This window comes from Paenibacillus sp. QJM3NY_38 (genome assembly GCF_056173265.1).
Window position 1 is genome coordinate 4,807,146 of record NZ_CM149665.1, and the last position, 23,005, is coordinate 4,830,150.

23 protein-coding genes and 1 riboswitch are annotated in these 23,005 nt (G+C 49.5%); of the genes, 5 read left to right on the forward strand and 18 right to left on the reverse strand.

Translation table 11 applies throughout. The features are described from left to right. Positions 1 to 69: 69 nt before the first annotated feature. The gene (locus AC0VZ8_RS22115) at positions 70 to 1,032 is read left to right on the forward strand and encodes a Gfo/Idh/MocA family protein (protein WP_475484395.1); all 963 of its coding nucleotides are present in this window, start codon (positions 70 to 72) and stop codon (positions 1,030 to 1,032) included. A gap of 139 nt (positions 1,033 to 1,171) precedes the next feature. On the opposite strand, the gene AC0VZ8_RS22120 is transcribed toward AC0VZ8_RS22115, so the two are convergent. From AC0VZ8_RS22120 to AC0VZ8_RS22140, 5 genes are all read right to left on the reverse strand, one after another. Further along, positions 1,172 to 2,596: an NAD-dependent succinate-semialdehyde dehydrogenase gene (locus AC0VZ8_RS22120; protein ID WP_475484396.1), complete on the reverse strand. Its 1,425-nt coding sequence runs from the start codon at positions 2,594 to 2,596 to the stop codon at positions 1,172 to 1,174. A gap of 179 nt (positions 2,597 to 2,775) precedes the next feature. Further along, positions 2,776 to 3,747: a siderophore ABC transporter substrate-binding protein gene (locus AC0VZ8_RS22125; protein WP_071219988.1), complete on the reverse strand. Its 972-nt coding sequence runs from the start codon at positions 3,745 to 3,747 to the stop codon at positions 2,776 to 2,778. Between the two features lie 198 nt (positions 3,748 to 3,945). Then, entirely contained in the window at positions 3,946 to 4,704 is a 759-nt protein-coding gene (locus AC0VZ8_RS22130) for an iron ABC transporter ATP-binding protein (RefSeq protein ID WP_076325073.1), read from the reverse strand. Then, positions 4,701 to 5,648, reverse strand: coding sequence for an iron chelate uptake ABC transporter family permease subunit (locus tag AC0VZ8_RS22135; RefSeq protein WP_071219986.1), 948 nt, complete (start codon positions 5,646 to 5,648; stop codon positions 4,701 to 4,703). Before AC0VZ8_RS22135 ends, AC0VZ8_RS22130 begins: the two co-directional genes overlap by 4 nt. After that, on the reverse strand, positions 5,638 to 6,591 hold the full coding sequence (locus tag AC0VZ8_RS22140; protein ID WP_071219984.1) for an ABC transporter permease: 954 nt from the start codon (positions 6,589 to 6,591) through the stop codon (positions 5,638 to 5,640). Before AC0VZ8_RS22140 ends, AC0VZ8_RS22135 begins: the two co-directional genes overlap by 11 nt. A gap of 541 nt (positions 6,592 to 7,132) precedes the next feature. Between AC0VZ8_RS22140 and AC0VZ8_RS22145 the strand changes: the two genes are divergently transcribed. Continuing rightward, the gene (locus tag AC0VZ8_RS22145; RefSeq protein ID WP_475484397.1) at positions 7,133 to 7,735 is read left to right on the forward strand and encodes a nitroreductase family protein; all 603 of its coding nucleotides are present in this window, start codon (positions 7,133 to 7,135) and stop codon (positions 7,733 to 7,735) included. 184 nt (positions 7,736 to 7,919) lie between these two features. After that, positions 7,920 to 8,022, forward strand: a riboswitch (TPP riboswitch). A gap of 85 nt (positions 8,023 to 8,107) precedes the next feature. Beyond that, a complete protein-coding gene (locus AC0VZ8_RS22150; protein ID WP_475484398.1) occupies positions 8,108 to 8,713 on the forward strand; it encodes a YkoF family thiamine/hydroxymethylpyrimidine-binding protein in 606 nt (201 codons plus the stop codon). Positions 8,714 to 8,785: 72 nt separating this feature from the next. Here the strand turns inward: AC0VZ8_RS22150 and AC0VZ8_RS22155 are convergent, their stop codons facing one another. Next, on the reverse strand, positions 8,786 to 8,884 hold the full coding sequence (locus tag AC0VZ8_RS22155; RefSeq protein ID WP_194543647.1) for a YjcZ family sporulation protein: 99 nt from the start codon (positions 8,882 to 8,884) through the stop codon (positions 8,786 to 8,788). 117 nt (positions 8,885 to 9,001) lie between these two features. After that, entirely contained in the window at positions 9,002 to 9,700 is a 699-nt protein-coding gene (locus tag AC0VZ8_RS22160) for a nucleotidyltransferase domain-containing protein (protein WP_475484399.1), read from the reverse strand. A gap of 143 nt (positions 9,701 to 9,843) precedes the next feature. Here AC0VZ8_RS22160 and AC0VZ8_RS22165 point away from each other — a divergent pair, with 143 nt between their 5' ends. Continuing rightward, a complete protein-coding gene (locus tag AC0VZ8_RS22165) occupies positions 9,844 to 10,566 on the forward strand; it encodes a class I SAM-dependent methyltransferase (RefSeq protein ID WP_071219980.1) in 723 nt (240 codons plus the stop codon). Positions 10,567 to 10,751: 185 nt separating this feature from the next. Further along, positions 10,752 to 12,002, forward strand: coding sequence for a methyl-accepting chemotaxis protein (locus AC0VZ8_RS22170; RefSeq protein ID WP_475484400.1), 1,251 nt, complete (start codon positions 10,752 to 10,754; stop codon positions 12,000 to 12,002). A 199-nt stretch (positions 12,003 to 12,201) separates the two neighbouring features. Here the strand turns inward: AC0VZ8_RS22170 and AC0VZ8_RS22175 are convergent, their stop codons facing one another. The 11 genes from AC0VZ8_RS22175 to AC0VZ8_RS22225 form a co-directional block, all read right to left on the reverse strand. Next, positions 12,202 to 12,762: a histidine phosphatase family protein gene (locus tag AC0VZ8_RS22175; protein ID WP_475484401.1), complete on the reverse strand. Its 561-nt coding sequence runs from the start codon at positions 12,760 to 12,762 to the stop codon at positions 12,202 to 12,204. Next, the gene (locus AC0VZ8_RS22180) at positions 12,759 to 13,223 is read right to left on the reverse strand and encodes an NUDIX hydrolase (protein WP_475484402.1); all 465 of its coding nucleotides are present in this window, start codon (positions 13,221 to 13,223) and stop codon (positions 12,759 to 12,761) included. The genes AC0VZ8_RS22175 and AC0VZ8_RS22180 overlap by 4 nt, the downstream gene beginning before the upstream one ends. Before the next feature lie 2 nt (positions 13,224 to 13,225). Then, on the reverse strand, positions 13,226 to 13,933 hold the full coding sequence (locus tag AC0VZ8_RS22185) for a class I SAM-dependent methyltransferase (RefSeq protein WP_260065852.1): 708 nt from the start codon (positions 13,931 to 13,933) through the stop codon (positions 13,226 to 13,228). Between the two features lie 107 nt (positions 13,934 to 14,040). Further along, positions 14,041 to 14,589 (reverse strand): nucleotidyltransferase family protein, encoded by a 549-nt coding sequence (locus AC0VZ8_RS22190; protein ID WP_475484403.1) that lies wholly within the window; start codon positions 14,587 to 14,589, stop codon positions 14,041 to 14,043. 352 nt (positions 14,590 to 14,941) lie between these two features. After that, positions 14,942 to 15,127, reverse strand: coding sequence for a hypothetical protein (locus tag AC0VZ8_RS22195; RefSeq protein ID WP_074961828.1), 186 nt, complete (start codon positions 15,125 to 15,127; stop codon positions 14,942 to 14,944). 248 nt (positions 15,128 to 15,375) lie between these two features. Next, positions 15,376 to 16,287: a ribokinase gene (rbsK, locus tag AC0VZ8_RS22200; RefSeq protein ID WP_475484404.1), complete on the reverse strand. Its 912-nt coding sequence runs from the start codon at positions 16,285 to 16,287 to the stop codon at positions 15,376 to 15,378. 20 nt (positions 16,288 to 16,307) lie between these two features. Next, entirely contained in the window at positions 16,308 to 18,428 is a 2,121-nt protein-coding gene (locus AC0VZ8_RS22205; RefSeq protein WP_475484405.1) for an ADP-ribosylglycohydrolase family protein, read from the reverse strand. A 62-nt stretch (positions 18,429 to 18,490) separates the two neighbouring features. Next, the gene (locus AC0VZ8_RS22210) at positions 18,491 to 19,645 is read right to left on the reverse strand and encodes an ADP-ribosylglycohydrolase family protein (protein ID WP_475484406.1); all 1,155 of its coding nucleotides are present in this window, start codon (positions 19,643 to 19,645) and stop codon (positions 18,491 to 18,493) included. A 13-nt stretch (positions 19,646 to 19,658) separates the two neighbouring features. Then, entirely contained in the window at positions 19,659 to 21,152 is a 1,494-nt protein-coding gene (locus AC0VZ8_RS22215) for an extracellular solute-binding protein (protein ID WP_260065859.1), read from the reverse strand. Positions 21,153 to 21,223: 71 nt separating this feature from the next. Then, positions 21,224 to 22,096 (reverse strand): carbohydrate ABC transporter permease, encoded by an 873-nt coding sequence (locus AC0VZ8_RS22220; protein WP_427489194.1) that lies wholly within the window; start codon positions 22,094 to 22,096, stop codon positions 21,224 to 21,226. Between the two features lie 15 nt (positions 22,097 to 22,111). After that, positions 22,112 to 23,005: an ABC transporter permease gene (locus AC0VZ8_RS22225; RefSeq protein WP_071219970.1), complete on the reverse strand. Its 894-nt coding sequence runs from the start codon at positions 23,003 to 23,005 to the stop codon at positions 22,112 to 22,114.

The window sequence follows — 23,005 nt, forward strand, 5'->3', positions numbered from 1 at the left end:
TCACGTGTGAGTAATCGAGTTACCGGAACATGAAACCAACATCCTATACGATCAGGAGTGAGGCAACCTATGATAAAAGCAGGCGTGCTTGGAGCGGGAGGCATGGGCGCCGTCCATATCAAAAACCTGCACGGAAACGAACACGTTCAGCTGGCTGCAATATGCGACACCAATGAAGCGTTAGCGCAGCAGCAGGCCGAACTGTACGGCACAGCTTATTATACGGACGGCAGCACGATGCTGGAGCAAGAACAGTTGGATGTGCTGTATGTATGCATTCCGCCATTTTGCCATGGTGATATCGAAGAACAGGCAGCCGCAAAGGGCATTCACCTGATGGTGGAGAAGCCGCTGGGGCTGGACGTCCAGTCTGTCCGACACAAAGCCAAAGTCATAAGTGAAAGCGGAATCATAGCAGCTTCCGGCTACTGTCTGCGCTACCTGGACACCGTTGCGATCGCCAAAGATTTTCTTAAGGACAAAAAAATCGGAATGGTTCGCGCCCACTACATAACAACACCTGTACCGACTCCTTGGTGGCGCAAGAAGGCATTATCCGGCGGGCAGCTGGTGGAGCAGTCCACGCATACCATGGACTTGGTTCGCTATCTGTGCGGCGATATCACCCGCCTGTATGCCGATATGAAGCTGCTGCTGGTGAATGACATTCCGGACCTTGACATTCCGGATGTGGGCGCCATCCAATTCGTGTTAGACTCTGGAGCCGTCGGCCATATGCAAACTGGATTTATCCAGTTCGATCACCGCAGCGGAATCGAGATCATGGGTCGCGACTTCCGCGTAGTATTGGACGGAACCACGCTCTCCATTGTAGACAAGGAGAAAGAAATCGTGTACCGCAGCAAATCGGACTTTTACAAAAACCTAACCACCGCCTTGATTGACGCCATTCGTAACAACGATCCGAGCCTCGTGCTGGCATCTTATGAAGACGGCTTCAAGACGCTGGAAGTGACGCTGGCCGCCAATGAATCCGCGGAAACCGGCCAACCCGTCATCCTGCAATCATAATAAAAAAGGGGCATGCTCTTGGTCTGTAGACCTTGAGCATGCCCCTTAATTTTGGGTTCGTATGGTGCGACACAGTCCGATAACTGCTCAACAGCTCACCCGTTTCGCACTATGTCGTAATGATGCACTCGCCCCGCTCTTATAAACCAAGCGAAATGTACTTCACCTCCAGGAACTCATCCATTCCGTAGTGCCCGCCTTCCCGGCCAAGTCCACTCTCCTTGAATCCGCCGAACGGCGCTTGCGCCGTCGAAGGAACGGGATCATTCACACCAACAATCCCGTAGTCCAGCGATTCTGCAATGTTCACTGCTTCGCCCAGATTCTGCGTAAATACATAGGCAGCTAATCCATAGGGACTGTTGTTGGCACGCTGCACCGCTTCGTCTATCGTTTTGAACGTGGTAATCGGGGCAAGGGGGCCGAAGGTTTCCTCGTTCATGCATTCCATGTCGTCGGTTGCGTTCATAATGACCGTAGGCTCAATATAATTGCTGCCCAGCTCCGGCAATGCTTGACCTCCTGCTAGTATAACGCCGCCCTTCTCTTCCGCGTCCTTGATCTGCCTTACGACTTTATCCACAGCGTCCCGGTTAATCAAAGGGCCGATATCGACGCCGTTCTCCTGTCCATTTCCTACCTTTAATTGCTTCATAAGCTTCGCAAACTTTGTGGCAAACTCCTGCGCAATCCCTTCCTGTACATAAACCCGGTTAGCACATACGCAGGTCTGACCTCCATTGCGGAATTTGGAGGAGATTAATCCGGCAGCCGCTTGATCCAGATCAGCCTGGTCCGTCACGATAAAGGGCGCATGGCCGCCAAGCTCCAGCGATATTTTCTTGACGTTAGCGGCAGCTCCGGCCATCAGCTGTTTCCCCACTTCAGTTGATCCTGTAAAAGACAGCTTTCTTACGCGGCTGTCTGCCTGCCACACACCGGAAATGTCGCTTGAAGCTCCGGTTACGATGTTAATGACCCCGGCTGGAATACCGGCCTGATCAGCAAGCTCCACCAGCTTGATGGCCGTGAACGGCGTCTCGCTGGATGGCTTGATCACCACGGTGCAGCCGGCGGCCAGAGCAGGCGCCACTTTGCGGGTAATCATGGATGCGGGGAAGTTCCACGGCGTAATCGCTGCTACGACGCCTACGGGTTGCTTCGTTACAATGATCCGCTGCCGGCTGGATGATCCGGGTATAGTCTCGCCGTAGATTCGTTTGCCCTCCTCCGCATACCAGGACACAAAGCTGTTGGCATATTGTATCTCGCCCGCTGCTTCCTTAAGCGGTTTCCCCTGCTCTGTGGTCATAATCCGCGCCAAATCATCCGTGTGTTCCGCTATGAGCTGATGCCAGCGGCGCAGCAGTTCTCCCCGCTCATTCGCCGTTCTGCGGGACCATACGCCAAACGCATCGGCTGCTGCATCGACGGCAAGCCCGGCTTCCTTCTTGCCGGCCTTGGACACGGTACCTATTACCTTCCCATCCGCCGGATTATATACGTCCATCTGTTCTTCGGTCTGAATCCATTGTCCAGCAATATAGATTTGATTACGAAACATCGTAAAGACCTCCTCTTCGTCTCATCATGGCTGTGAATGCTGATTGATCATCAACTGCTGCGGTCACGATCCGTCCTTCTTATTATCCGTTACCCACTTACCCTAATGCAAAAAAATAAAACACTGAAGCTTTATACGAAAGCTCCAGTGTTTCCTATATTCATAACAATTCGCTAAACTTATTTAATAGCTGCGTCTACTTCCGTGATCATTTCAGATACGGACGTCAGGCCGCCGCCGGAAAGATACCAGAAATCCGGGTTCAAGTAAACGATGTTACCCTCTTTTGCCGCGTTCGTTGTATTCACAAGCTCGTTCTCAACAACCGCTTTAGCACCTGAAGCTCCTTCGCCCGTGGCAACCGCTGCACCGCGGTCGACAACAAAGAGATAATCCGGGTTCATCTCAACGATGTACTCATTCGATATGTCTTTACCATGTGTGCTGACTTCGATGTTAGGATCTACAGCTCCGAAACCGAACACGTCATGCAGAATGCCGAAGCGGGAACCCGGTCCGTATGCACTGATTTTGCCTTCGTTAGCCAAGATGATCAATGCTTTCTTGCCGGTTGCTGTAGCTTTCTCATTCAATGCTTTGATGTTCTCGTCGATCGTAGCAAGCTCTTTTTCAACTTCTGCTTCTTTACCAAAGATTTGACCCAGCGTGTTCATGTTTGCTTTAAAGGATTCCATGTATTTGCTTGTATCAACACCCAGGAAGATAGTTGGAGCAATTTTGCTGAGCTCCTCATACGCATCTTGCTGTCTGCCGGAAATGATGATCAGATCCGGGTTAATGCTGTTGATTTTCTCAAAATCAGGCTCTTTCAGGCTACCCACATTCTCGTATTTCTTGTCTTCGAATTTGGACAGGTAGGACGGGATATTGGCTTGTGGAACACCTAAAACCTCAATACCCAATTTGTCGACAGAGTCCAGAATACCAAAATCGAAAACAACGACGCGGGAAGGATTCTTCTTAACAGGCGTTTCACCCAGTTGATGGGTAATCGTGATTTCTTCAGTGGCAGCCGGTGGATCTCCAGCTGCATCTCCTCCACCCGTGCCGCTTGTTTTATCATCTTGACCACAAGCTGCGAGCACAAGCGTGAACATTGCTACCATAAATAAAGCCAACCATTTTTTCATTATTTACACCCCATTTTTTATATTTACAAGCTTCTATTATTCAACATATATTTGAATTTATGGTTGAATATGTAATTCAATCCGAACAGATTAAACCATGCCGTCCTAAATCCAAGGCAGCCCTGTCCTTGTATTGGATAAGGATTCCGTGCTGTTATCTTCAGAATCCTTATCCTCCACTCTCTCATATCATGTCGCTTAGCCGTAGTATACGCACACCCGATTGTCATTAATCTCTTCGATCTCAATGTCCATGTCATAGATTCCGCGAAGCACATTGCTCTGAATGATATTCTCGGTCTTCCCTTCGCTTTCAATGGCTCCATCCTTCAATGCCACGATGTAATCCGAATAGAACGAAGCGAAATTGATGTCATGAATAACGATGACAATTGTCTTGTTCAGATCAGCGACAAGCTTTCTGAGAATCTTCATAATCTGTACGGAGTGTTTCATGTCCAGATTGTTCAGTGGCTCATCCAGCAGGATATACTCTGTATTCTGGGCGATGACCATCGCTATGTAAGCACGCTGGGTCTGGCCGCCGCTGAGCTGATGAAGATATTTATGCTGCATATCCCCAAGCTCCATATAAGAGATAGCCTCATCTACGTATTTCTCGTCTTCCGCGTTCAATCTGCCCTGAGAGTAAGGAAAACGACCAAAGGATACAAGCTCACGCACCGTCAGACGGAGGCTGATGTGGTTGGATTGTTTCAGAATCGAAACCTTCTTCGCCAGATCGCCGCTCTTCCATTGGCTAACCTCTTTACCGTCCACCGTAATTTGTCCGCTGTCCTTGCCTGTTAATCTGCTAATCATGGACAGCAACGTACTTTTGCCGGCACCGTTCGGACCGATAAAGGAAGTGATTTGACCTTTCGGGATCGTAACGGACACATTATCAACGACTTTTTTGCCGCCATAGACTTTCGATACGTTCGTAACCTGGATCATGCTTTACTCTCCTTTAGTAGCAGGTATATGAAGTAGACACCGCCGATGAAGTTGATAATGACGCTGAGCGTTGTAGAGAACGTGAACACCCGCTCTACAACCAATTGACCGCCGACCAGTGCAATAATGCTAATCAGTATGGATGCTGCTATTAAATATGAATGCCTGTATGTCTTCATCACTTCGTAGGCAACATTGACCACCAGGAGCCCAAGGAATGTAATCGGACCAACCAAAGCGGTAGCCACCGAGATCAGAACGGCAACCACAATCAGAAGCCGCTTCACTACATAATCATAATTCACGCCGAGGTTGATCGCCTGCTCACGACCTAGTGCCAGCACGTTCAGGTACTTGGCAAATCGGGCAAAGTACAGCAAGGTCAGCGCTACGACAATGACGGAAAGGACCAGAAGCTCGGTCTTCACATTGTTAAAGCTGGCAAACATTTTGTCGGCTACAAACTGGAACTCGTTCGGGTCAATCAGCACTTCCATAAAGGAAGACATGCTGGAGAACAGGGTTCCGAAGATCATGCCGATCAGCAGCAGGAAGTAAATGTTATTCCCTTCCCTTTTAAACAGAATCTTATATAAGACTCCGGCAAATAGGATCATCGCGCCCACGTTGATCAGAAAGTTAACGTTGCTGCCCAGTTTGTACAGCGTGAAGGATCCGAAAACAAAGATGACGGTGGTCTGGATCAGTATATATAAGGAATCTAATCCCATAACGCTAGGCGTCAGTATCCGGTTATTCGTGACCGTTTGAAACACCGTGGTAGACAGAGCAATCGCCCCGCCGGTCAGAATAATGGCAAGCACCTTCTTGATTCTCCTCGGAAGCGCGTAATCCCAATTGCCGCCAAGATCAATGAACAGAAAGACTGCCACCAGGATGATTGCCGCTGCGGCCAACAGGCCGAGTTTGGCTTTATAAGTCATAAGCCTTTCTCCTCATCAGTAAGAAAATGAATATACCGCTTCCGAGTACGCCCACGGTTAGACTAATCGGAATTTCATAGGGATAAATAATGATCCGGCCCAGGATGTCACAGAACAGTACGAACCCGGCCCCCAGCAGCGCGGTATGCGAAAGGCTTTTTTTCAAATGGTCTCCTAAGTACAAACTAACAATATTAGGTATGATCAGACCAAGAAACGGAATCACGCCGACCGTCAGCACGACGGAAGCCGTAACCAGCGCCACGATGACCAGTCCCAGATTCACAACTCTCCGGTAGTGAAGGCCCAGGTTGGTAGCAAACTCCTCTCCCATTCCGGCCACCGTAAACTTGTTGGCGAACAGATACGCCAGAATCACAAGCGGGATACTAAGATAGAGCATTTCATACTGGCCCTTCATGATCATGGAAAAATCACCCTGGAGCCATGCGGACATATTCTGAATAAGATCATATTTGTATGCAAAGAAGGTGGCGATCGAACTGACGATATTACCGAACATCAGCCCTACGAGCGGGATGAAGATCGCATCCTTGAACTTAATCCGATCCAGTATCTTCATGAAGATAAAGGTTCCTGCCAGAGCGAATACAAATGCCACAAGCATTTTGATAAGCGGTCCGCTTGTCGTGAAGACAAGCATGGCGACCAATATCCCCAGTCTGGCAGAGTCCATCGTACCTGCCGTGGTGGGCGATACGAACTTGTTGCGGCTGAGCTGCTGCATGATCAATCCGCAGATGCTCATGCTGACACCCGCCAAGATGAGACTGACAAGCCTAGGAATCCGGCTGACAAGCATAATATGCTGTTGTTGTTCCGTCATCGAGAACAATTGCAGTGGCGAGATATCTTTAACTCCAATAAATAATGAGATTATCGAGAGTACCACAACGGCTGCAAATAAGTATCTAATCTTCATGGCTCTTCCTTCTATGCGTATGTCTCTAAATACCTGGGATCGTGCAATTTTCGTCATCATTCTCATTGAGATTGATTATCAATTGCGTTCTGATATGCATTATATCATCCTCATTCTGGCTCGACAAGTATAATTGAGAATCAAAATCAATTAAATTGTTCATACAAGTATATTTTGTTCATGAATTGTTCATAATATGAAGTTAGGTGGAGACATAGCTATTATCCTCAGGGCAGAACCACACTTTGGTTAAATCCCCTTTAATGCAGCATCTGCAATAATGAGACTTCTCTAAAAACGATACTGTTTCAATCCCTATTAAATGGATAAGAAAAATTATATTAGATATTAAAAGTCGTTGACAATTCCTCTAAGTTATATTAATATCCTAACAGAATTATTATTTCTAACTAAACGTAAGTTAATGTAGAATAATAATTGAATTTATGGCTAATAACGTAAAATGCATATTTGCTTGTAGTAAGGGACATCTTCTAATCAGGCGTATGCAAATTCGATTACACCAGGAGGTTTTTTTTCAATGTCTAAAGATTTTTCAGCTGCACTCAAAAATCGCCGTTCTTATTACGGGATTAGCAAAGAATCCGTTATCTCGGACGAGCGTATTCAGGAAATCGTAAACGAAGCGGTTAAGTATACTCCGTCTTCTTTCAACTCCCAAAGTGCACGCGTCGTTGTATTGCTTGGCGAACAGCATGATAAACTGTGGGACATGACGGAAGGCATTCTGAAGGAAGTTGTTGGTGATGAAGAAGCATTCAAATCCACTGCCGACAAAATGGCTTCATTCCGCGCTGGTTACGGTACGGTACTGTTCTTCGAGGACAACAACGTCATTGCCGGGCTGCAACAAAACTTTGCCGCTTATGCCGACAACTTCCCGGTATGGTCCAACCAATCCAACGGCATGCTGCAATTTGTAGTATGGACATCCCTTGAAGCAGAAGGTCTGGGCGCATCCCTGCAGCACTACAACCCGCTGATCGACGAAAAAGTAAAAGCCGAATGGAACATCCCGGAAAGCTGGAAGCTGATTGCTCAAATGCCTTTCGGTAAGCCGGTTGCTGAACCAGGCGAAAAAGAATTTGCACCGCTTGAAGATCGCGTGAAAGTATATAACTAATCAAACAGATGAAAAAAGCCGCCTCCCTAAGTTCCTGCAACTGGGACAGGCGGTTTTTATAATGGGCAAAGATTGAAAAACCGATGGCAAAACGATACAATTACACAGGTAAGAACCCTCGAACTTCTACCGATAACATGAAGTTCCGGGGCAAATCTTGTGGTTAACCAACTACATAAGATGTTGGCTGTACTAGGGGTGCCATGTGCTGAGAGACGGCGGGCTGCCGTTAACCCTTATCACCCGATCTAGGTCATACTAGCGTGGGGAAGTGTAGCATTTATGTTTATTTCCTTTCGTAGGCATAACTGCACCTTCTTCACGGGGTGCGGTTTTTTTGGCGTGGACTTATATAATGAGGAGGAAATGACAATGAATGAGCTTGTTTGCGGAACCAGCCGGATCGTGGGATGCCGGTTTTCGGTATTTCCCATGACAGACCGGTTTGTGGAGGTCATCCTGGGCGCGCTGCAATCTGTGGATACGGGGAAGGTGTGGATTCAGACAGACGATGTGAGCACTTGTATTCGTGGACGTGCAGAGCATGTCTTTGATGTTACAAGGGCGATATTCGCCTATGCTGCGGCTAGTGGCGTGCACACTGTTTTTAATGGCACTTATTCCATCGGCTGCCCCGGAGATACGGACGCCGATGTATATATGACTGAGGATTCGACCCGCTTAAACAACGACATCGGAGAACATGCGGATATGGAGACTGCCTGCCAATTCGCTCTTTACCCCATGGGTACGGATAACTATATGGAGGTCATCTACGCTGAGGTAAATCGTGCGAAGGCAGCCGGTACATTCGCCGGAGGCGTTCATTACGCCAGCCGGTTGGACGGGTCCTTATCCCGGGTGTTCGGGTCACTTGAAGAGGCGTTTTTGCATGCGATCCAATCCGACAGCAGTCATCTGGTCATGACAGCGGTTGTGTCTGCCCACAGCCCATCGGTCAAAGCCGCATCGAATTGAGTTCGATTGAGGCAGACAAAAGCCCGGCATGCGCCGGGCTTTTCTGTCACTACTGCCAAGAATCTTGACGGTTTAAACCCAAGCACTCAAGATGATTACGAGCAGGATAAAGAGAACCAAAATAATTCCTACTGAATTGCCATATTCACCGCCGCCATATACTCCGCTCATGAAGATCCCCTCCTGGATTTAAAGTATGACGTGATGTAATCACACTATTATAGTATTTCCCGCGCCTTGCTAGCGTCACGGCTAATGTACCTCTCTTTATCTATTGGCAACGATATTTTATTCCTCATAACCGATGAGAAGTTTCCCTCCGTACGGACGGAGCATTTCCTCGGTAAATGCCATTAGAACAGAAGGATCATCTTGGCGATACATCGCCGCGAGCGCTGCTTCCAATCGCTCTCCTAAGATTGTGTCAAAGCGGTTAAACAGGCGGAACAGCGTTTTCCCTTCACCCGTCCACTCCCGGTTCACCCTAAGTACAAAATCACAGAGAATCGCAGCTATTTTGTGCACCGTAAACCATTTTTCGCCATCGCTTCGGGGACTCTTCAAGTCCAGCATGTACTCGGTTAGCACATAACGGTAATCGTTAATATCGGTTATCGACAGGGGCAGAGGTCCGTAATCCAAATCGCTTTGGGCTTCCGCCCGCACCTCTTCCCCCTCGGGCAGCAGGCGCAGCACCGTCCCTTCTGCGATCATCCGCTGAAATGACGGATTCGCCGCGATCACTCCCTCGTCAAAATATTCGCGATAGGAGGATAAAGACAATATAAAGATTTCCGCGATCCACCCATGCGCCTCTATCGTCCTCCTGCTGAAATCATAACCCCCTCGTTCAAGGACCATAATGTCCAAATCGGATTGTTCATTATATTCGCCTCTGCTCGCGCTGCCGCCAAGCACGGCTAGCAAACAGTCGGGATAATCGTGTTGAATGACGCGTTCCGCTGCCTCTACCGGTTCCATCCTCATGACGTTTCCTCCATTATGACTCTGATCCTCCCGAAAAAAGGGCTCAAAATATCTAATTCAGCTAAAACCCTAAACGTACCTGAATCATATGGTAAATAAACGATTACCCTCATGTTGATGACAAGGAAGAAGGGATAGATGAGATGAACTACATTCATATGCTCTCCAAATTAGGCATGGGCAGTGCCCACCCGGGAGGATTCGAGGCAACCCTCAGAATGCTGAAGAATTATCCCATTCAACCGGGCAGCCGCATTCTGGAGGTGGGGTGCGGAACTGGCAGAACCGCATGCCATCTTTCGGAGATGGGGTATCAAGTGACCGCTATTGATCTGAACGAAAATATGATCAAAAAAGCACGAGCACGAGCCGAAGCGATGGAAATCGACGTGCAGTTCCATCAAGCGGATGTATGCGCATTGCCTTTCGAGGACAACCAATTTGATCTGATCATGGCCGAGTCTGTTACCGTATTTACGAATACTTCGAAATCGCTGCCCGAATATTACCGCGTTCTGGATCGCGGAGGCGTCCTGCTGGACAGAGAATTACTGCTAGATAAACCCATGCCGGAAGCAAAGCTTCAGGAACTGCTCGAATTCTTCGGAATACCTAATCTGATGATGAGAGAAGAATGGGCGGACTCCCTCTTGGCTTGCGGGTTTAAACAGGAAGAAATTCTGGAGTACAACCACTTCAATGAGCAGTTAAAGGAAGAGCAGACACGTCATCTGGATACATTTGAACAGCGCGATAAAGGACTCCTGTTCGATGTTGCGCTCTGGGAAACGCTGTTCAAGCATGACCGCATGATTCTGGATAATACCGACTATCTCGCTTCCGCCTTATTCCGGGCAGTAAAATAAAACCTTTTCATATCTGTGCATCAAGTGGGGATTCGTATATTTGCTACGTATCCCCTCTTCCCTCCTCATTTTCAGTTCTTTCGACCTAATCCAACACTTTTTGTCAATTCGTCCTATCTAGTTTTGCCCGTCGATGCTATAATCATGGTAAATATATCCTATGTTGTTGAGGAGGACTCATTCTTATGGCATGGTTCAACAGACTCCCTATCTCACGAAAAATTACTACAGCCTGTTTTCTCATTGCCGCTTTGTTTGCGGTTCCAATGCTGCTTGCATTTATTCTAATGGGTAAAGCAATCATTGGCGTGGTCATCGTGGTGGTACTAACCGGTCTTACTTTTCCTCTTTCTCGTCTAATTGAGAAAACGCTTACCAACTCCTTTGCGGAAATCTCCAGCGTTTCTGCCAAAATCGCGAAAGGCGACTTCACCTTCCAGGTAGAAGAGGTTGGGGGCATGAACGATCTCAGCAGAACATTCAACAGCATGGTGGACAAGCTTCGTAAAATATTGCAGGAAACCTCGGATATTACGCGTCAGGTCATGACCTCAAGCTCCAATATCTCGATTAAAAACCAGGAGCTCATTCAAGTGATGAATCAAGTCTCCTTATCTTCCAATGAGCTGGCCGTCGGGGCTAACGAAATTTCGGAAGACGTAGCCGAAATGACACATTCCATTGGCGAGATCGAGGAGAAGGTCAGCAACTATACGCATTCAACCCAGGAAATGAATACCCGTTCGATCGAAACGCTGGGACTGGTTGAGCAAGGAAGGGACTCCGTCGCCAAGCAGTCTGCAGGAATGCAGCGTAATATTGACGCAACGGCCAAAGTCGCGGAGTCCATTGATGCACTGGCCCGGAGTGCCAGAGGAATTACGCAGATCACGGAGACGATCTCGGAACTTGCCGATCAGACCAATTTGTTATCCTTGAACGCATCTATTGAAGCGGCAAGAGCAGGCGAGCACGGCGCCGGCTTTGCGATTGTCGCCCAAGAGGTGCGTAAATTGGCCGAAGAATCCACGTCATCAACACGGGAAGTATTCAATCTCGTACGGAGCATCGAATCGGACGTGAAACATGCCACCCAGAACATTAAAATTAATGAAGAGGTCGTCAGGCAGCAAACCGAAATGATCCGTGAGGCTGAGCTGGTGTTCATGGAGATTGTAAACAGTGTTCAGTATATTTCGGAACAGATCGCCGCTTTCTCCAAGGAGAGCGAATCCATGCTCGAAAGTGCGAAGAGCATTTCTTCCGCGATTCAGAATATATCGGCGATCACGCAGCAATCCGCCGCTGGAACGGAGCAGGTGTCGGCCTCCATGAATGAAGGCATCTCATCGATCCAGAAGATGGCCGAGGAAGCGGAAACAATGAATAATGCCGTTTTCCGGCTGCAAAAAACGATCAACATTTTCAAATTTTAAGCTAGCTACACTCTACATATTGTATACGCGCTTTTGAAGCGGCAACGAGCCGAAATGCAAGAAATGGCTGTGCTAGGATAACATCCTGAGCACAGCCATTCTTCATTGGACTCATTTTCGAGTATGACGAACCGTCCGTCAAGTGAGCAAACCGTCGTAGGGGGCAGCCCCCTTTTATATCATGCAAAGTACTCCAGCCCTATGGCTCGTTCCATAACCGCGCGATATTGACAAGCCGCCCTTCCTCAAACTCGGCTCGGTAAATATCCGGCAGCGTTGTACCTAACCAGAAATGATAATCGAATCGTTGATCATAATGCTGCAGCATGAGTGTCATAATGTCGCCGTGGGTGCCAATCACGACAGACTTTCCGATATGTTTATTCAGGATTTCCTTTAGCACCTGGACTGCTCGGCTTTGCGCGCTTTTGCTGGATTCCCCTCCAGGGAAGAAGGTAGTTGGATCCTGAAAAAGGATCTTCTTGGCATCGAGGAAGGAATGCCCCTGAAAATCCCCGACCTTCCGTTCCCTTAAGTCCTCATACTCCGTAATCGGCAATCCCAAAGCGTCCGCCAATGGTTGGACCGTATCCTTGGCTCGTTGATAAGGGCTTGATATGATAGCGTCAATCCCTTCACCCAGGAGCATGTCCTTGACTCGAATCGCAGCGAGGGAACCCTCGGCAGACAATCCCCTCGACCTTTCCTTCCCATCGAGAAATGGAGATTCCGCATGTCTCACAAAATAGAAAGTCGTCATCCTTCAACCTCTGCTTCTTTAGAAGTCTCACCCTTTAATACGAGCTCCATCATCATCTCTACAAACGGTGTTAACGGTAACAACCCCAATGACTCCAAGGGAATCCATTTTGCTCCTAATGAGTCTTGGCCGTCTCCGTCCGTCTTGATCACGGCTTGATGATCCAGCAGCTCGACATCATACATGATGCCGATGTGATGCAGTTCTTCCATCTGATTCGCTTCATACTGATATACGATCGTGTAGGATACAGCCGTCCGAATGCTCCCCTTAATTGGAGCAAGCCCGGTTTCCTCTATAAATTCGCGCTGCAGCGTATGCTCCGGCTCTTCTCCGAACTCAATGGAGCCGCCCGGTAAATCCCACTTCCCCTTGTGCGGCCCTCTCGCTTTCTGGATCAACAGGATATGATCATGCTGAATCAATACTCCATAAACGCCGAGATGCGTATGTTTCACCACAGTTAACACACTCCTTTTCTTGCAGTGAAGGTGATCCATTGACTTCGAAAAAGTACGTCTCTCCCACCCTTCACTTCTTGAATATCCTGCTGCACCTGACGCCTCGTGAAGATCTCCCATTCCGAATACAGCTCATCGAGGATGGAAAAGGCTCTGTCCGCGGACAGATTCAGCTCGATTAAACCTTCCTCCTCCAAGCCCGTTTCCTGATCGATTTCCTTCACCTCTGTGCTCATCATGATGCAGTGTATGCCCTGGTGCACGGTTCCTGCCTGCATCTGTTCGATCTTGGATACGAAGGCATCCTCGGAGCTCATATGCTCCAGGCATGAGCATGCGATGACGTAATGATAAGTATCCACGGCAATTTCATAGTGCTCTACGTCTGCCACAATGGCCTCAAGGTTTGAGCTTACGCCATGTAGTACCGCATACTGCCGCAGCTTCTCGACTGCCGATGGCAGCAGATCCACGCAGACGACCTGCCCGTTCGCCGCTTGGATCCGCTGCGCAACCGGGATACTGTTACGCCCGACGCCACAGGCCAGATCCAATACCCGCATCTCATGAAACGACAATAATTCCAGATGATCGAGGACTGTCTGCACAGGCTTGGCTAACCAGCTCCCAGGCTGAAACAATACGGTTTCTTCGTACAGTGTCTCGTGATACAATATTTCCTTTTGACGTGCGCAGTTGAATATGTCCATGCGATAGCCCCTTGTTCCGGCCGTTATAAGGCCTACCTATAAATTCAATACGGACAGCCCATTTCCTTGCTCACTGCAACTCCTGCTAGGATATAGGGTACCCTTATCTAATCATCGCTTATCGTTAGCTGCGGCCACTGATCCTTCCATTGCTTCTTCGCTACCCGTTCCAAATAATAGCTCGGCTTATGAAAGTTAGGACTTCTGCGAACCCGAAGCGCAAATAAATCCTCCAATCCATAAGGACAGCAGAGCTCAAGCTCTTCTTCGAAGTTCAGCCTTGCCCCGACCGCGGTCGCCGTCTCCGGCCAATAGGTTAACGCTGCTTGGGTCGAGTTATAAGGCTCATCTCCATTCTTCACATGCATTCTGGCCTGATTCTTGACTGACCATTTCGGGTTCGCCGTTGTTGTTCTAAGAAGCTCTTCCAATCGAATATCCCGCTCTACAGAAACATCCTCCGGATCGAAGTATACGACATCGATATCCGTATGCCGATCCGTCCCTTCCAACCCATGAAGCAGGTCCCACACATAATTTCGAATGTAGCCTGCAGCAATATAGCACTGCGGCAGTCCTAAGTCGCGAACGATGCGCAAATCCGTCATCAATTGCTTATGCTGGCTTATGTATTCCTTTAACCGTTCCTCTAACATCCATCCACCTCCAGTAACCTGATATTCCTCTTCGCCGATTATACTTTCTTATCTCTTAAAAAAGCATAGACCGCTTCACGTGGAATACGGTCTATGCACGCTCTTTGGTAAAAACTATTATATTCCAAATAATCCCTGAACGGCAAGACAGGCAGGGATTATAGGCGCAGCGGGTGCCACCCGTGCAGCATGCCGGACTGAAACCTGAGCATGCGCACTAACAGCTGCGACTTGAGATGGTTTGACTTCGGTATGTTGTGAGGGAGCATTATAAGCCGTATTTCGAAGAGCTATGCACGATATGCACAAGACTATCCCGACGTTCGTCCAATCAAGGCCGCTGGTGTGATAGCTACACAGCCGCGTCCACCCGCTCCTGCGAAGCGCCGTCACAGCGCTTGCACACTTTCAGGGCAGTCCCGTCCGATTTGGTCCGGGGATACAACAGTTTAGTCCGCGTACTCTTGCATACCGGGCATGTACCGCGGGCGCGAGTTGGTAGGTTCCACAAGGATTTGCCTCTTTTTTGTTTTGCCATGAGCAGATACCCCATTTCATAGATTCATTATCATCACTCTTACATATATGAAAGGGTTCGGCAGAACATGTCGGGCATCTCCATTTAGATCTCACATGACAGGGATCATAATCACTGCAGCCTCATCAGATCCGGAATGAATGGCGGATCGTCGTCATCGTACGCCTATCGCGCATATTCGAAATACGAGGGGGAATATAACAAAAGCGAGAAGGCAACAAAGACGCCCTCTCGCTTTTTGCAACGAATTATTTATTTATAAAAGCCATAATCTCTTCCTTGGACGGTATAGAGGCTTGTGCGCCTGGCCGGGTTACCGTCAGTGCAGCCGCTGCAGTTGCAAACTGAAGGGCCTCTTCCGTTTCCAATCCCTCCGTGCAAGCCGCCGCATAAGCACCGATGAAGGTATCTCCTGCCGCCGTGGTATCCACGGGTGTGACACGGAAAGCCGGAACGGTGAAACGCTCACCCTTGGCATTCCCATAGAAGCAGCCCTGCTCGCCAAGGGTGATGATCACGTTGGAGGTGCCTCTGCCGATGATCGACGCTGCCGCTGCATCCGCTGTAACCGCGTCCTCCACCTTCAAGCCGCTTACCACTTCCGCTTCGGTCTCGTTCACAATTAATGTATCGATCAGCGGCAGCACGTCATGAGGGACCTCTCGCGCAGGCGCCGGATTCAACCAGACGCGAACGCCTGCCTTGTTGGCCGATTGGATAACGTACTCCGTCGTCTGCCACGGAATTTCATTCTGCAGCAGCACGGCATATACTCCATCCCATTTCACCTCTGTCGCTACGTCTTCTTCAGTCAACCGCCCATTGGCTCCTTCCGACAGCACAATATAATTCTCGCCTTCCTCGTTGACCGTGATGATCGCCATCCCCGAGGTGCCTGTCTTGGAGAGGACGGAAGTAACGCCAACGCCTCGTTCCTCCAAAGAAGCAACCAGGGTCTTCCCAAATGGATCAAGACCAACCGCGCCGACCATGGCACAATCCGCACCCGCCGAGGCTGCCGCCACAGCCTGATTTGCCCCTTTCCCCCCAGGAAAAAAAGATGTGCCCTTGCTATGAATCGTTTCCCCCGGGCGGGGGAACTGCTCTACAGTACTCACAACATCCATATTAATGCTGCCAATGACAACCAGCTTGCGCAAAGATAATCCGCTCCTTTCTCTTATACCGACTTCGGCTCTGATGTACGAACACGAACATCCTTGATCTCATTCTCGCCGTCATCTAAGCAGCCAAAGCCGAACATGCCATGACCATAAGCGGTTTCCTTGCATTCCAGCACATTCTCTCCATTAATATACAAGATGAACCGATCCTTCTCGGACACCAGCTTCAGGCGGTATTCTTGACCCAATGCCCAATCGTATCTTGCCGTAATCAGCCGCTTGATCCCAAAATCCTGTTTGATAAACGATACGGAATTGGGGCCATCGAACCCGGCCAGATAATGACGCATGACGCCCTGCGCTCTTGTAATCAGACAATGGCTGGTGCCGGATATCGGTTTGATGGTCGCTTCAATCTCCATATCTTCAGCATAGTAATTGCCGGAATAGGACGAGGTGTCTCCTTTCGATGTGCAATGCATCGTTCCATCACGCAGCTCCCATGTTCCTCGATGATGCGAGAATGGCGTGATCGAAGCGAATTCTTTGGCTTGCTTGGCAAAATCGATCGTATAATCCGCAGCTCCCGTGATGCGGAATTGCCCGACGAACAAACTTCCGATGGCACGATTCAATAGCGGCGACGGGCTCTCGAGTATCCATCCGATCTCATCAATCATGGCACCTTCCGTATCCGGAATGACGAATTGAACAGCGTTCCACTCTCCGCACACGGGAGTAAACGCAGCCATACGCACGTCCTCCTGCGTATAGGTATTGCGTACATACGGAGTCAAGGTAATTGGTTCGCCTTCCCACTGATCCACATAAATGCGGGCGGATATGGTCTGCCCGCTGTAGGCCAGAGGGGCAAAGGTCGGCTTATATTTCTCATCGTTAAACTCCGCCCGGCGATAGAACGGTTTATAGTAGATCTTGCTGCTGTCCCCTTCCACCAGTCTGTCAAAAACTACTTCAAGCGATCCTCTGCTATCATAAACATGTTTCGTCGAATGGCGAACGACCGGCGTTTTGAAGGCATGGCTCGTCCGGAATCCATGCGTAGACCCCGGCAGGTCGAAATCGAAAGACACCTCGCCCTGCCTCACCCGACGTGCCAGCTCTTCAGGTGCTTTCTCTCCGTTGAGGCGGTAGCCAAGCAGTGCAAGCTCTTTGGCGAATGTCGGAAAATCCACCAAATTCAAATAGCCGGACACGCTGGAAGCCACGATGAAGTCATTGATCGGCTTTCGGTAATGTTCGGGAATACCCGCCAGACCTCTGTAAACGCCGAGGATCGTTCCCACGTTGCCTGCATTGCAATCGGTGTCCCAGCCGCACATCGACGCGATTTCGACCGTGCGCGCAAAATCTCCCTCGCCATACAGAAGGGCAAGCACGCACACGCCCGCATTCGGGATAATGTGGCATACTCCCGTATATTTATCGTATCCCCAATGGTCCTCCAAATACTGGCGGCAAGCACGGAAATCGGAAGGCTGCTCCCGGTGGAAGTCCATCACCGCATGGACCACGCGCGCATAAGTGGAGTCATCCGGAATCATGCGCAGGCCTTCCGCAATAATCTCATCCATGGATGAAGCATCAAAGGCTTTGGCTATGCAGGCGGCCATGAAGCGGGCGCCATACAGCCCGTTGCCGTCATGGGAGACGCTGGCCGCTTTTTCCGCGTAATCCGCCGCTTTCTCCGCTTGCCCCGGGAACAGCAGACCCCAGGAATCGATGAAGATCTGGCCGCCGATCTGCTCCGCCATCTCCGTGCCGTTGACCTCGATCGAGCCCGAACGAGGAGCCGGAATGCCTTTGCGCAAATTCACATAGGCGCGGTGCTCGGTGCTGATATCCTCACCGCCCCACCAGAACATGCCGATCCCTTCCCTTGCGTAATTAAGCCATGCTTTGCCCACATCCTCCGGCTCAAGCTCACGGTCTGTCGCATCGTCATACAGCGCGCGGATAAAGAAAACCGGACCGTTGGCGTCATCGTCGGCGGCAAAGGTTGTATATGGCTTCACATAATCCCGTATATCGCCGTATACATCCCGAATGCGTTCATACGTCCAAGCCACCGGTTCGATGGGAGCACCCAGCCTTATGCCAATGTTCATGCCGATGAATCCCGCATATACCGTCTCTACATATTGTTTAGGTATCATTTGCTCTCCCTCCTATTTAAAGCATTTTCTTTATCCGTTGTGGTTCTTAGTACTGTTTAAAGCTAACGACTCACTATGGTCTTCCGAGACTCATTGATGCGAATATCCTCCTCAATGATCTTCGCGGCAATGCCGCTGAACCGATCAGCGATAGCGCACAGGTCCAAGCGGTTCACCTTATTCAGCTGCTTAATATCTTCCTTGCGGATAACCTCGCTGCCATACATGGCGCCCAGGATCACCCCGGCCATGACGCCGATTGAGTCGGTATCACGGCCGGAGTTAACCCCGTCCAGAATCGAACGATAGTAATCACCGTCATTGAGAACGATAAACGCCAGTGCCATCGGCAGCTCTTCAATCGACCATAAACGGCTCGGCGTATAATGGTTGCTCGGGATGCCAACCTTGTTAATGTGGCGGCTCACGTCATCGCCCATCGGCGAATACTTAAGCATGATCGCTTGGAATACCTTGATCACTTTGTCCATATCATCCCGCTCCTGCCGCAGTTCGCGGGCAGCTTGCGTCATCTCTTGAATGGCAGCTTTCGTGCCGTCTTTTGCCAGACTGATGGCGGTGTGGACGATATCGTCCACACTCACCCCCGGCTCAAACGCCTTCGCCACGCAAGCGGCCAGAACGCCCGCGGCTTCCAGGCCGTAACTGCTCTGGTGACCCATCGCAAACAGGATGGCTTCATCATAAGCCGCCTTTGGATTGCCTGCATTGACGATCCCGATCGGGGCGATGTACATCGCCGCCCCGCAGTTCACCATATTCCCGATGCCGCCTTCTCTCGGATCGCAATTGGCCAGCACATGACGCATAAAGATATATTTTTCCGGATAGAACAACCGGTCAATGATCAGCGTTTCCTCATTCAGCTCAGGAACAAACGTCTTGCGGAACGCGATCTCCTTCACGAACTCGTTGCCCATATCATAGGCATCCAGATGCCTGCCCTCGGTAAGATACACGTTCATAAGCGCAATGGTCATCAGCGTATCGTCCGTGACAATGCCATCGCCTCTTACACGGCCAAGCCGGACGTCGGGGGGCAGATCCATCTTATGCCACCTTGTCATGAGGGATTCTACGCGTCCGTACTTGGACTTGATCTCCCCGTACGTCAATTTCTCGATTGGAGCTCCCATTGCGTCTCCGAGCGCGGTGGATATCACCACGCCCCTCACCCGGTCACGAAACGAAGTCATAGTTATAGGCTCCTTACTTGATGTTTTCGTTGGCGTATTTCGTTATCTCTGCTCCGCCTGCAGCATTCCATGCTTCAACGAATTGGTCGAATTGGGACAAGTCCTTCTTGCCTGTAATAAAGTCCGTCGAATATTCCTTGTACAGATTGTTCATCGCATCCCAGTTCGCAATGAATTGCTCAGGGATGATGAAATTATTGTCTTCCGTGTAGAAATCGCCAGCCATTTTCAACGATTCGGTTCCAGGCTCACCAAGGAGCGGCGTTTTCAAAGGCGTTTCGGATTTGATCTCGGTCGGCTCCCAGAAACGCGCATACCATTCGCTGTAGTATTTCTCGTTAAGCTCGATTTCGCCGTCAACCACCTTGTAATGCTCCTCTTCGAAACCGAGGCGGTCCAGCATTTGCCCCTTCGGACTTGCAAGGTAATCGAATACCTTGAACGCTACGTCTTTATGCGGAGATTGCGAGGAGATCGCAAGTCCTCTGGATTCCTTCGTAACATCGGTGGCCCCGAAGCCTTGAGCCTCGCCTTTAGCAGGCGGGAGCACGATCAGATTGGCGTCATCTCCGCCGAGTTCCTGCATTCTTCCGTCATACAAATCGATGATTTTGCCGGCTGTGCCCGTAATAACGGCAGCCTCACCTTTATAGAAGGCGTCTTCCTTCGTATCCCATTGCTTCGTAATGAATTGCGGGTCAAGCAGCCCTTCCTTGTAGAGCTTGTTGTAGAACGTCAGCTTTTCTTTTTCCTTCTGGGAAACCTTGGAGTACTCATACGTTCCGTCTTCCTTCTTAAGCCAAGTCGTATCTAAACCGAAAGCCGTATTGAAAATAAAGTTGATCTCAGCAATATCGCCTGCTGCCGTCAGCGCGTAGCTCGGCTTGCCTTCACCCGGCTTCTTCTCCACCAGTTCCTTGAAGAAGGCATAATAATTGTCAACGGTCGGGTTCTCCATCAGGGCCTTGGAGCTATCCATGGCATTAAACCAGTCGGCCCGGATGACCGGGGTCTTCGGAGCGAGCGGTTTGATCCACAGCAGATACGGATAGCTTGCCATCCGCGTTTGGTTATGCGGCTCGATGATATCTTTAATGTAAGTGGATTTTTCAATGTAAGGCGTCAGATCCTCCAGCAGGCCTTGTTCGGCAATTTGCTGGTCGCCGCCCTGAAAGTAGATGATATCCGGAATAGTTCCGCCTAACAGCAGAAGATTCAGGTTCTCGGCATAACTGCCCTGTGCCAGATCGACAAGCTCGAATTTCACTTTCAATCCTTCGTCTTCGGCCAGGGATTTCTCCAAGGTCTCGAAGAATTTAACCGAAACAGGGTTCGCCGTTCCTTCATCCTTATACACGATCTTCAATGTAACGGGATCACCGCTTCCATCCGGCTGGGTAGTCCCGGGTTCGGCTTGACCCGCTCCCGGCGTGTTTGATGTCGATGTGCATGCCGACATGACCATAACCAGCATGGCAACGATGAGTAAAAGGCTTAATTTTTTCATGTTCATCTTTCTCCCCTTTTTATGAATTTGAACATTCATGCCTTATAAGTAAGCTGACTTCGCCTTCCCGCTTAATCCTTCACTCCACCCTCCAGTTCGCCTTTCGCGTAATATTTCAAAATGAACGGATATAGGAATAACAGCGGCACAATTGCAATCATGATCGTACCTGCCTGCAGGGAAGCAAAATCAAAGTTGATCGAGCTGTCGAACATGTTCTGGTTGCCGATCAGGGACGTATTGTCCTTGCGGACAACGAATTGTCTAAGCACGACCTGCAGCGGCCATTTGGTCGGGTCCGAAATGTAGAGCGTCGCTCTGAAATATTCATTCCAGTGGTACACCCCGTAAAACAAGCCCAAGGTCGCCAGCCCCGGTTTGGACAACGGCAGTATGATTCGGCTGTATAAGCGGAAATGACCTGCCCCATCGATTCGAGATGCCTCCAGAATCTCCTCCGGTATGTCCTGAATGAACCGCATGAGAATAAAGAGATAGTACACGTTGATCGCTTTGTACAGAATCAGTGATGTTAGCGTATTCATCAGTCCGAGATCCTTTACCAGCAGGTATTCGGGGATCATGCCCGGCTCAAACACCATAATGACGATCAGAAAGAACAACACAACCTTTTTACCGATAAAATCGGTTCTCGCCAGCACGTACGCCGCCATGGAGGTTAGCAGCAGATTCAGGAATGTGCCTGCTACGGTAATCCATACGGAATTCAGAATACTGCCTGTAATCAAGGGATTGGACAATAACAGTTGGTAATTGATTGTTGAGAATCCCTTCGGAAAGATGTCCAGTCCGCCCATCAGATGGGCTTTGCCGGGATCGGTTAAGGACAGCGCCAGCAGATTCAGGAGAGGAACCAATACCATGAGCGTGAACACAAACAACATGAGATAAATGACGATTTTGGATATTTCCAGCCGTCTCACCCTTAAATCCCTCCTTTACCAGACGCCCTTGCCCGAGAAGCGCTTCGATATGAAATGCGTGCCCAGGATGAGGATGATACCGATCACGCCCTTGAACAGACTTGCTGCAGTTGCGTAAGCAAACTGTCCGTTCCCGATACCGATTCGGTACACATATGTGTCCAGAATATCCACCACACTGATGATGGAATCGTTCATAAAGTTAAACACCTGATCAAAACCGGCATTCATGAAGAAGCCCAGATTCAGAATGAAGACGGTTACAACTGTGCTGTATAAATGAGGAAGCGTAATGAACCTCATCTGCTGCAGCCGGGTCGCCCCGTCCATCTTGGCTGCTTCATACAATCCTGGGCTGATTTTCATGATGGCTGCCAGATAAATGATCGAATCCCAGCCGGCGCTTCTCCAGATTTCGGAGAATACGAGCACCCAACGGATATGCTCCTTGCTGGTCATGTAATCCACGGATGGCAGTTGAAAGAAATTCGCTATCAGATTGACTCCGCCTTCGGCAGGGTTCAAGAGACTGATCCAGATTCCGGCAATCACGACCCAGGACAGGAAATGTGGCAGATAGACCACGGATTGCACATATTTGCGGTATTTCGTGCTCCGAACTTCATTAATCAGAAGCGACAGCATGATCGGAATCGGGAACACGAATACGATTTTCATCAAGCTGATGATAATGGTATTCTGCAGCACGCTTGTGAAGGCGGGCGAGCTGAACAGCGTCTTGAAGTGCTTCCACCCGACCCAGACATGATCCCCGAGAATCCGGTAATCCTGAAAGGCGAGTTTCATGCCGTACAGCGGAATGATGTGAAAGATAAAAAAGTAGAGCAGAGGCAGCGACAGCATCGCGTACAGTACCCAATCCTGCCTTAATCGCCTTAATACCTTCAT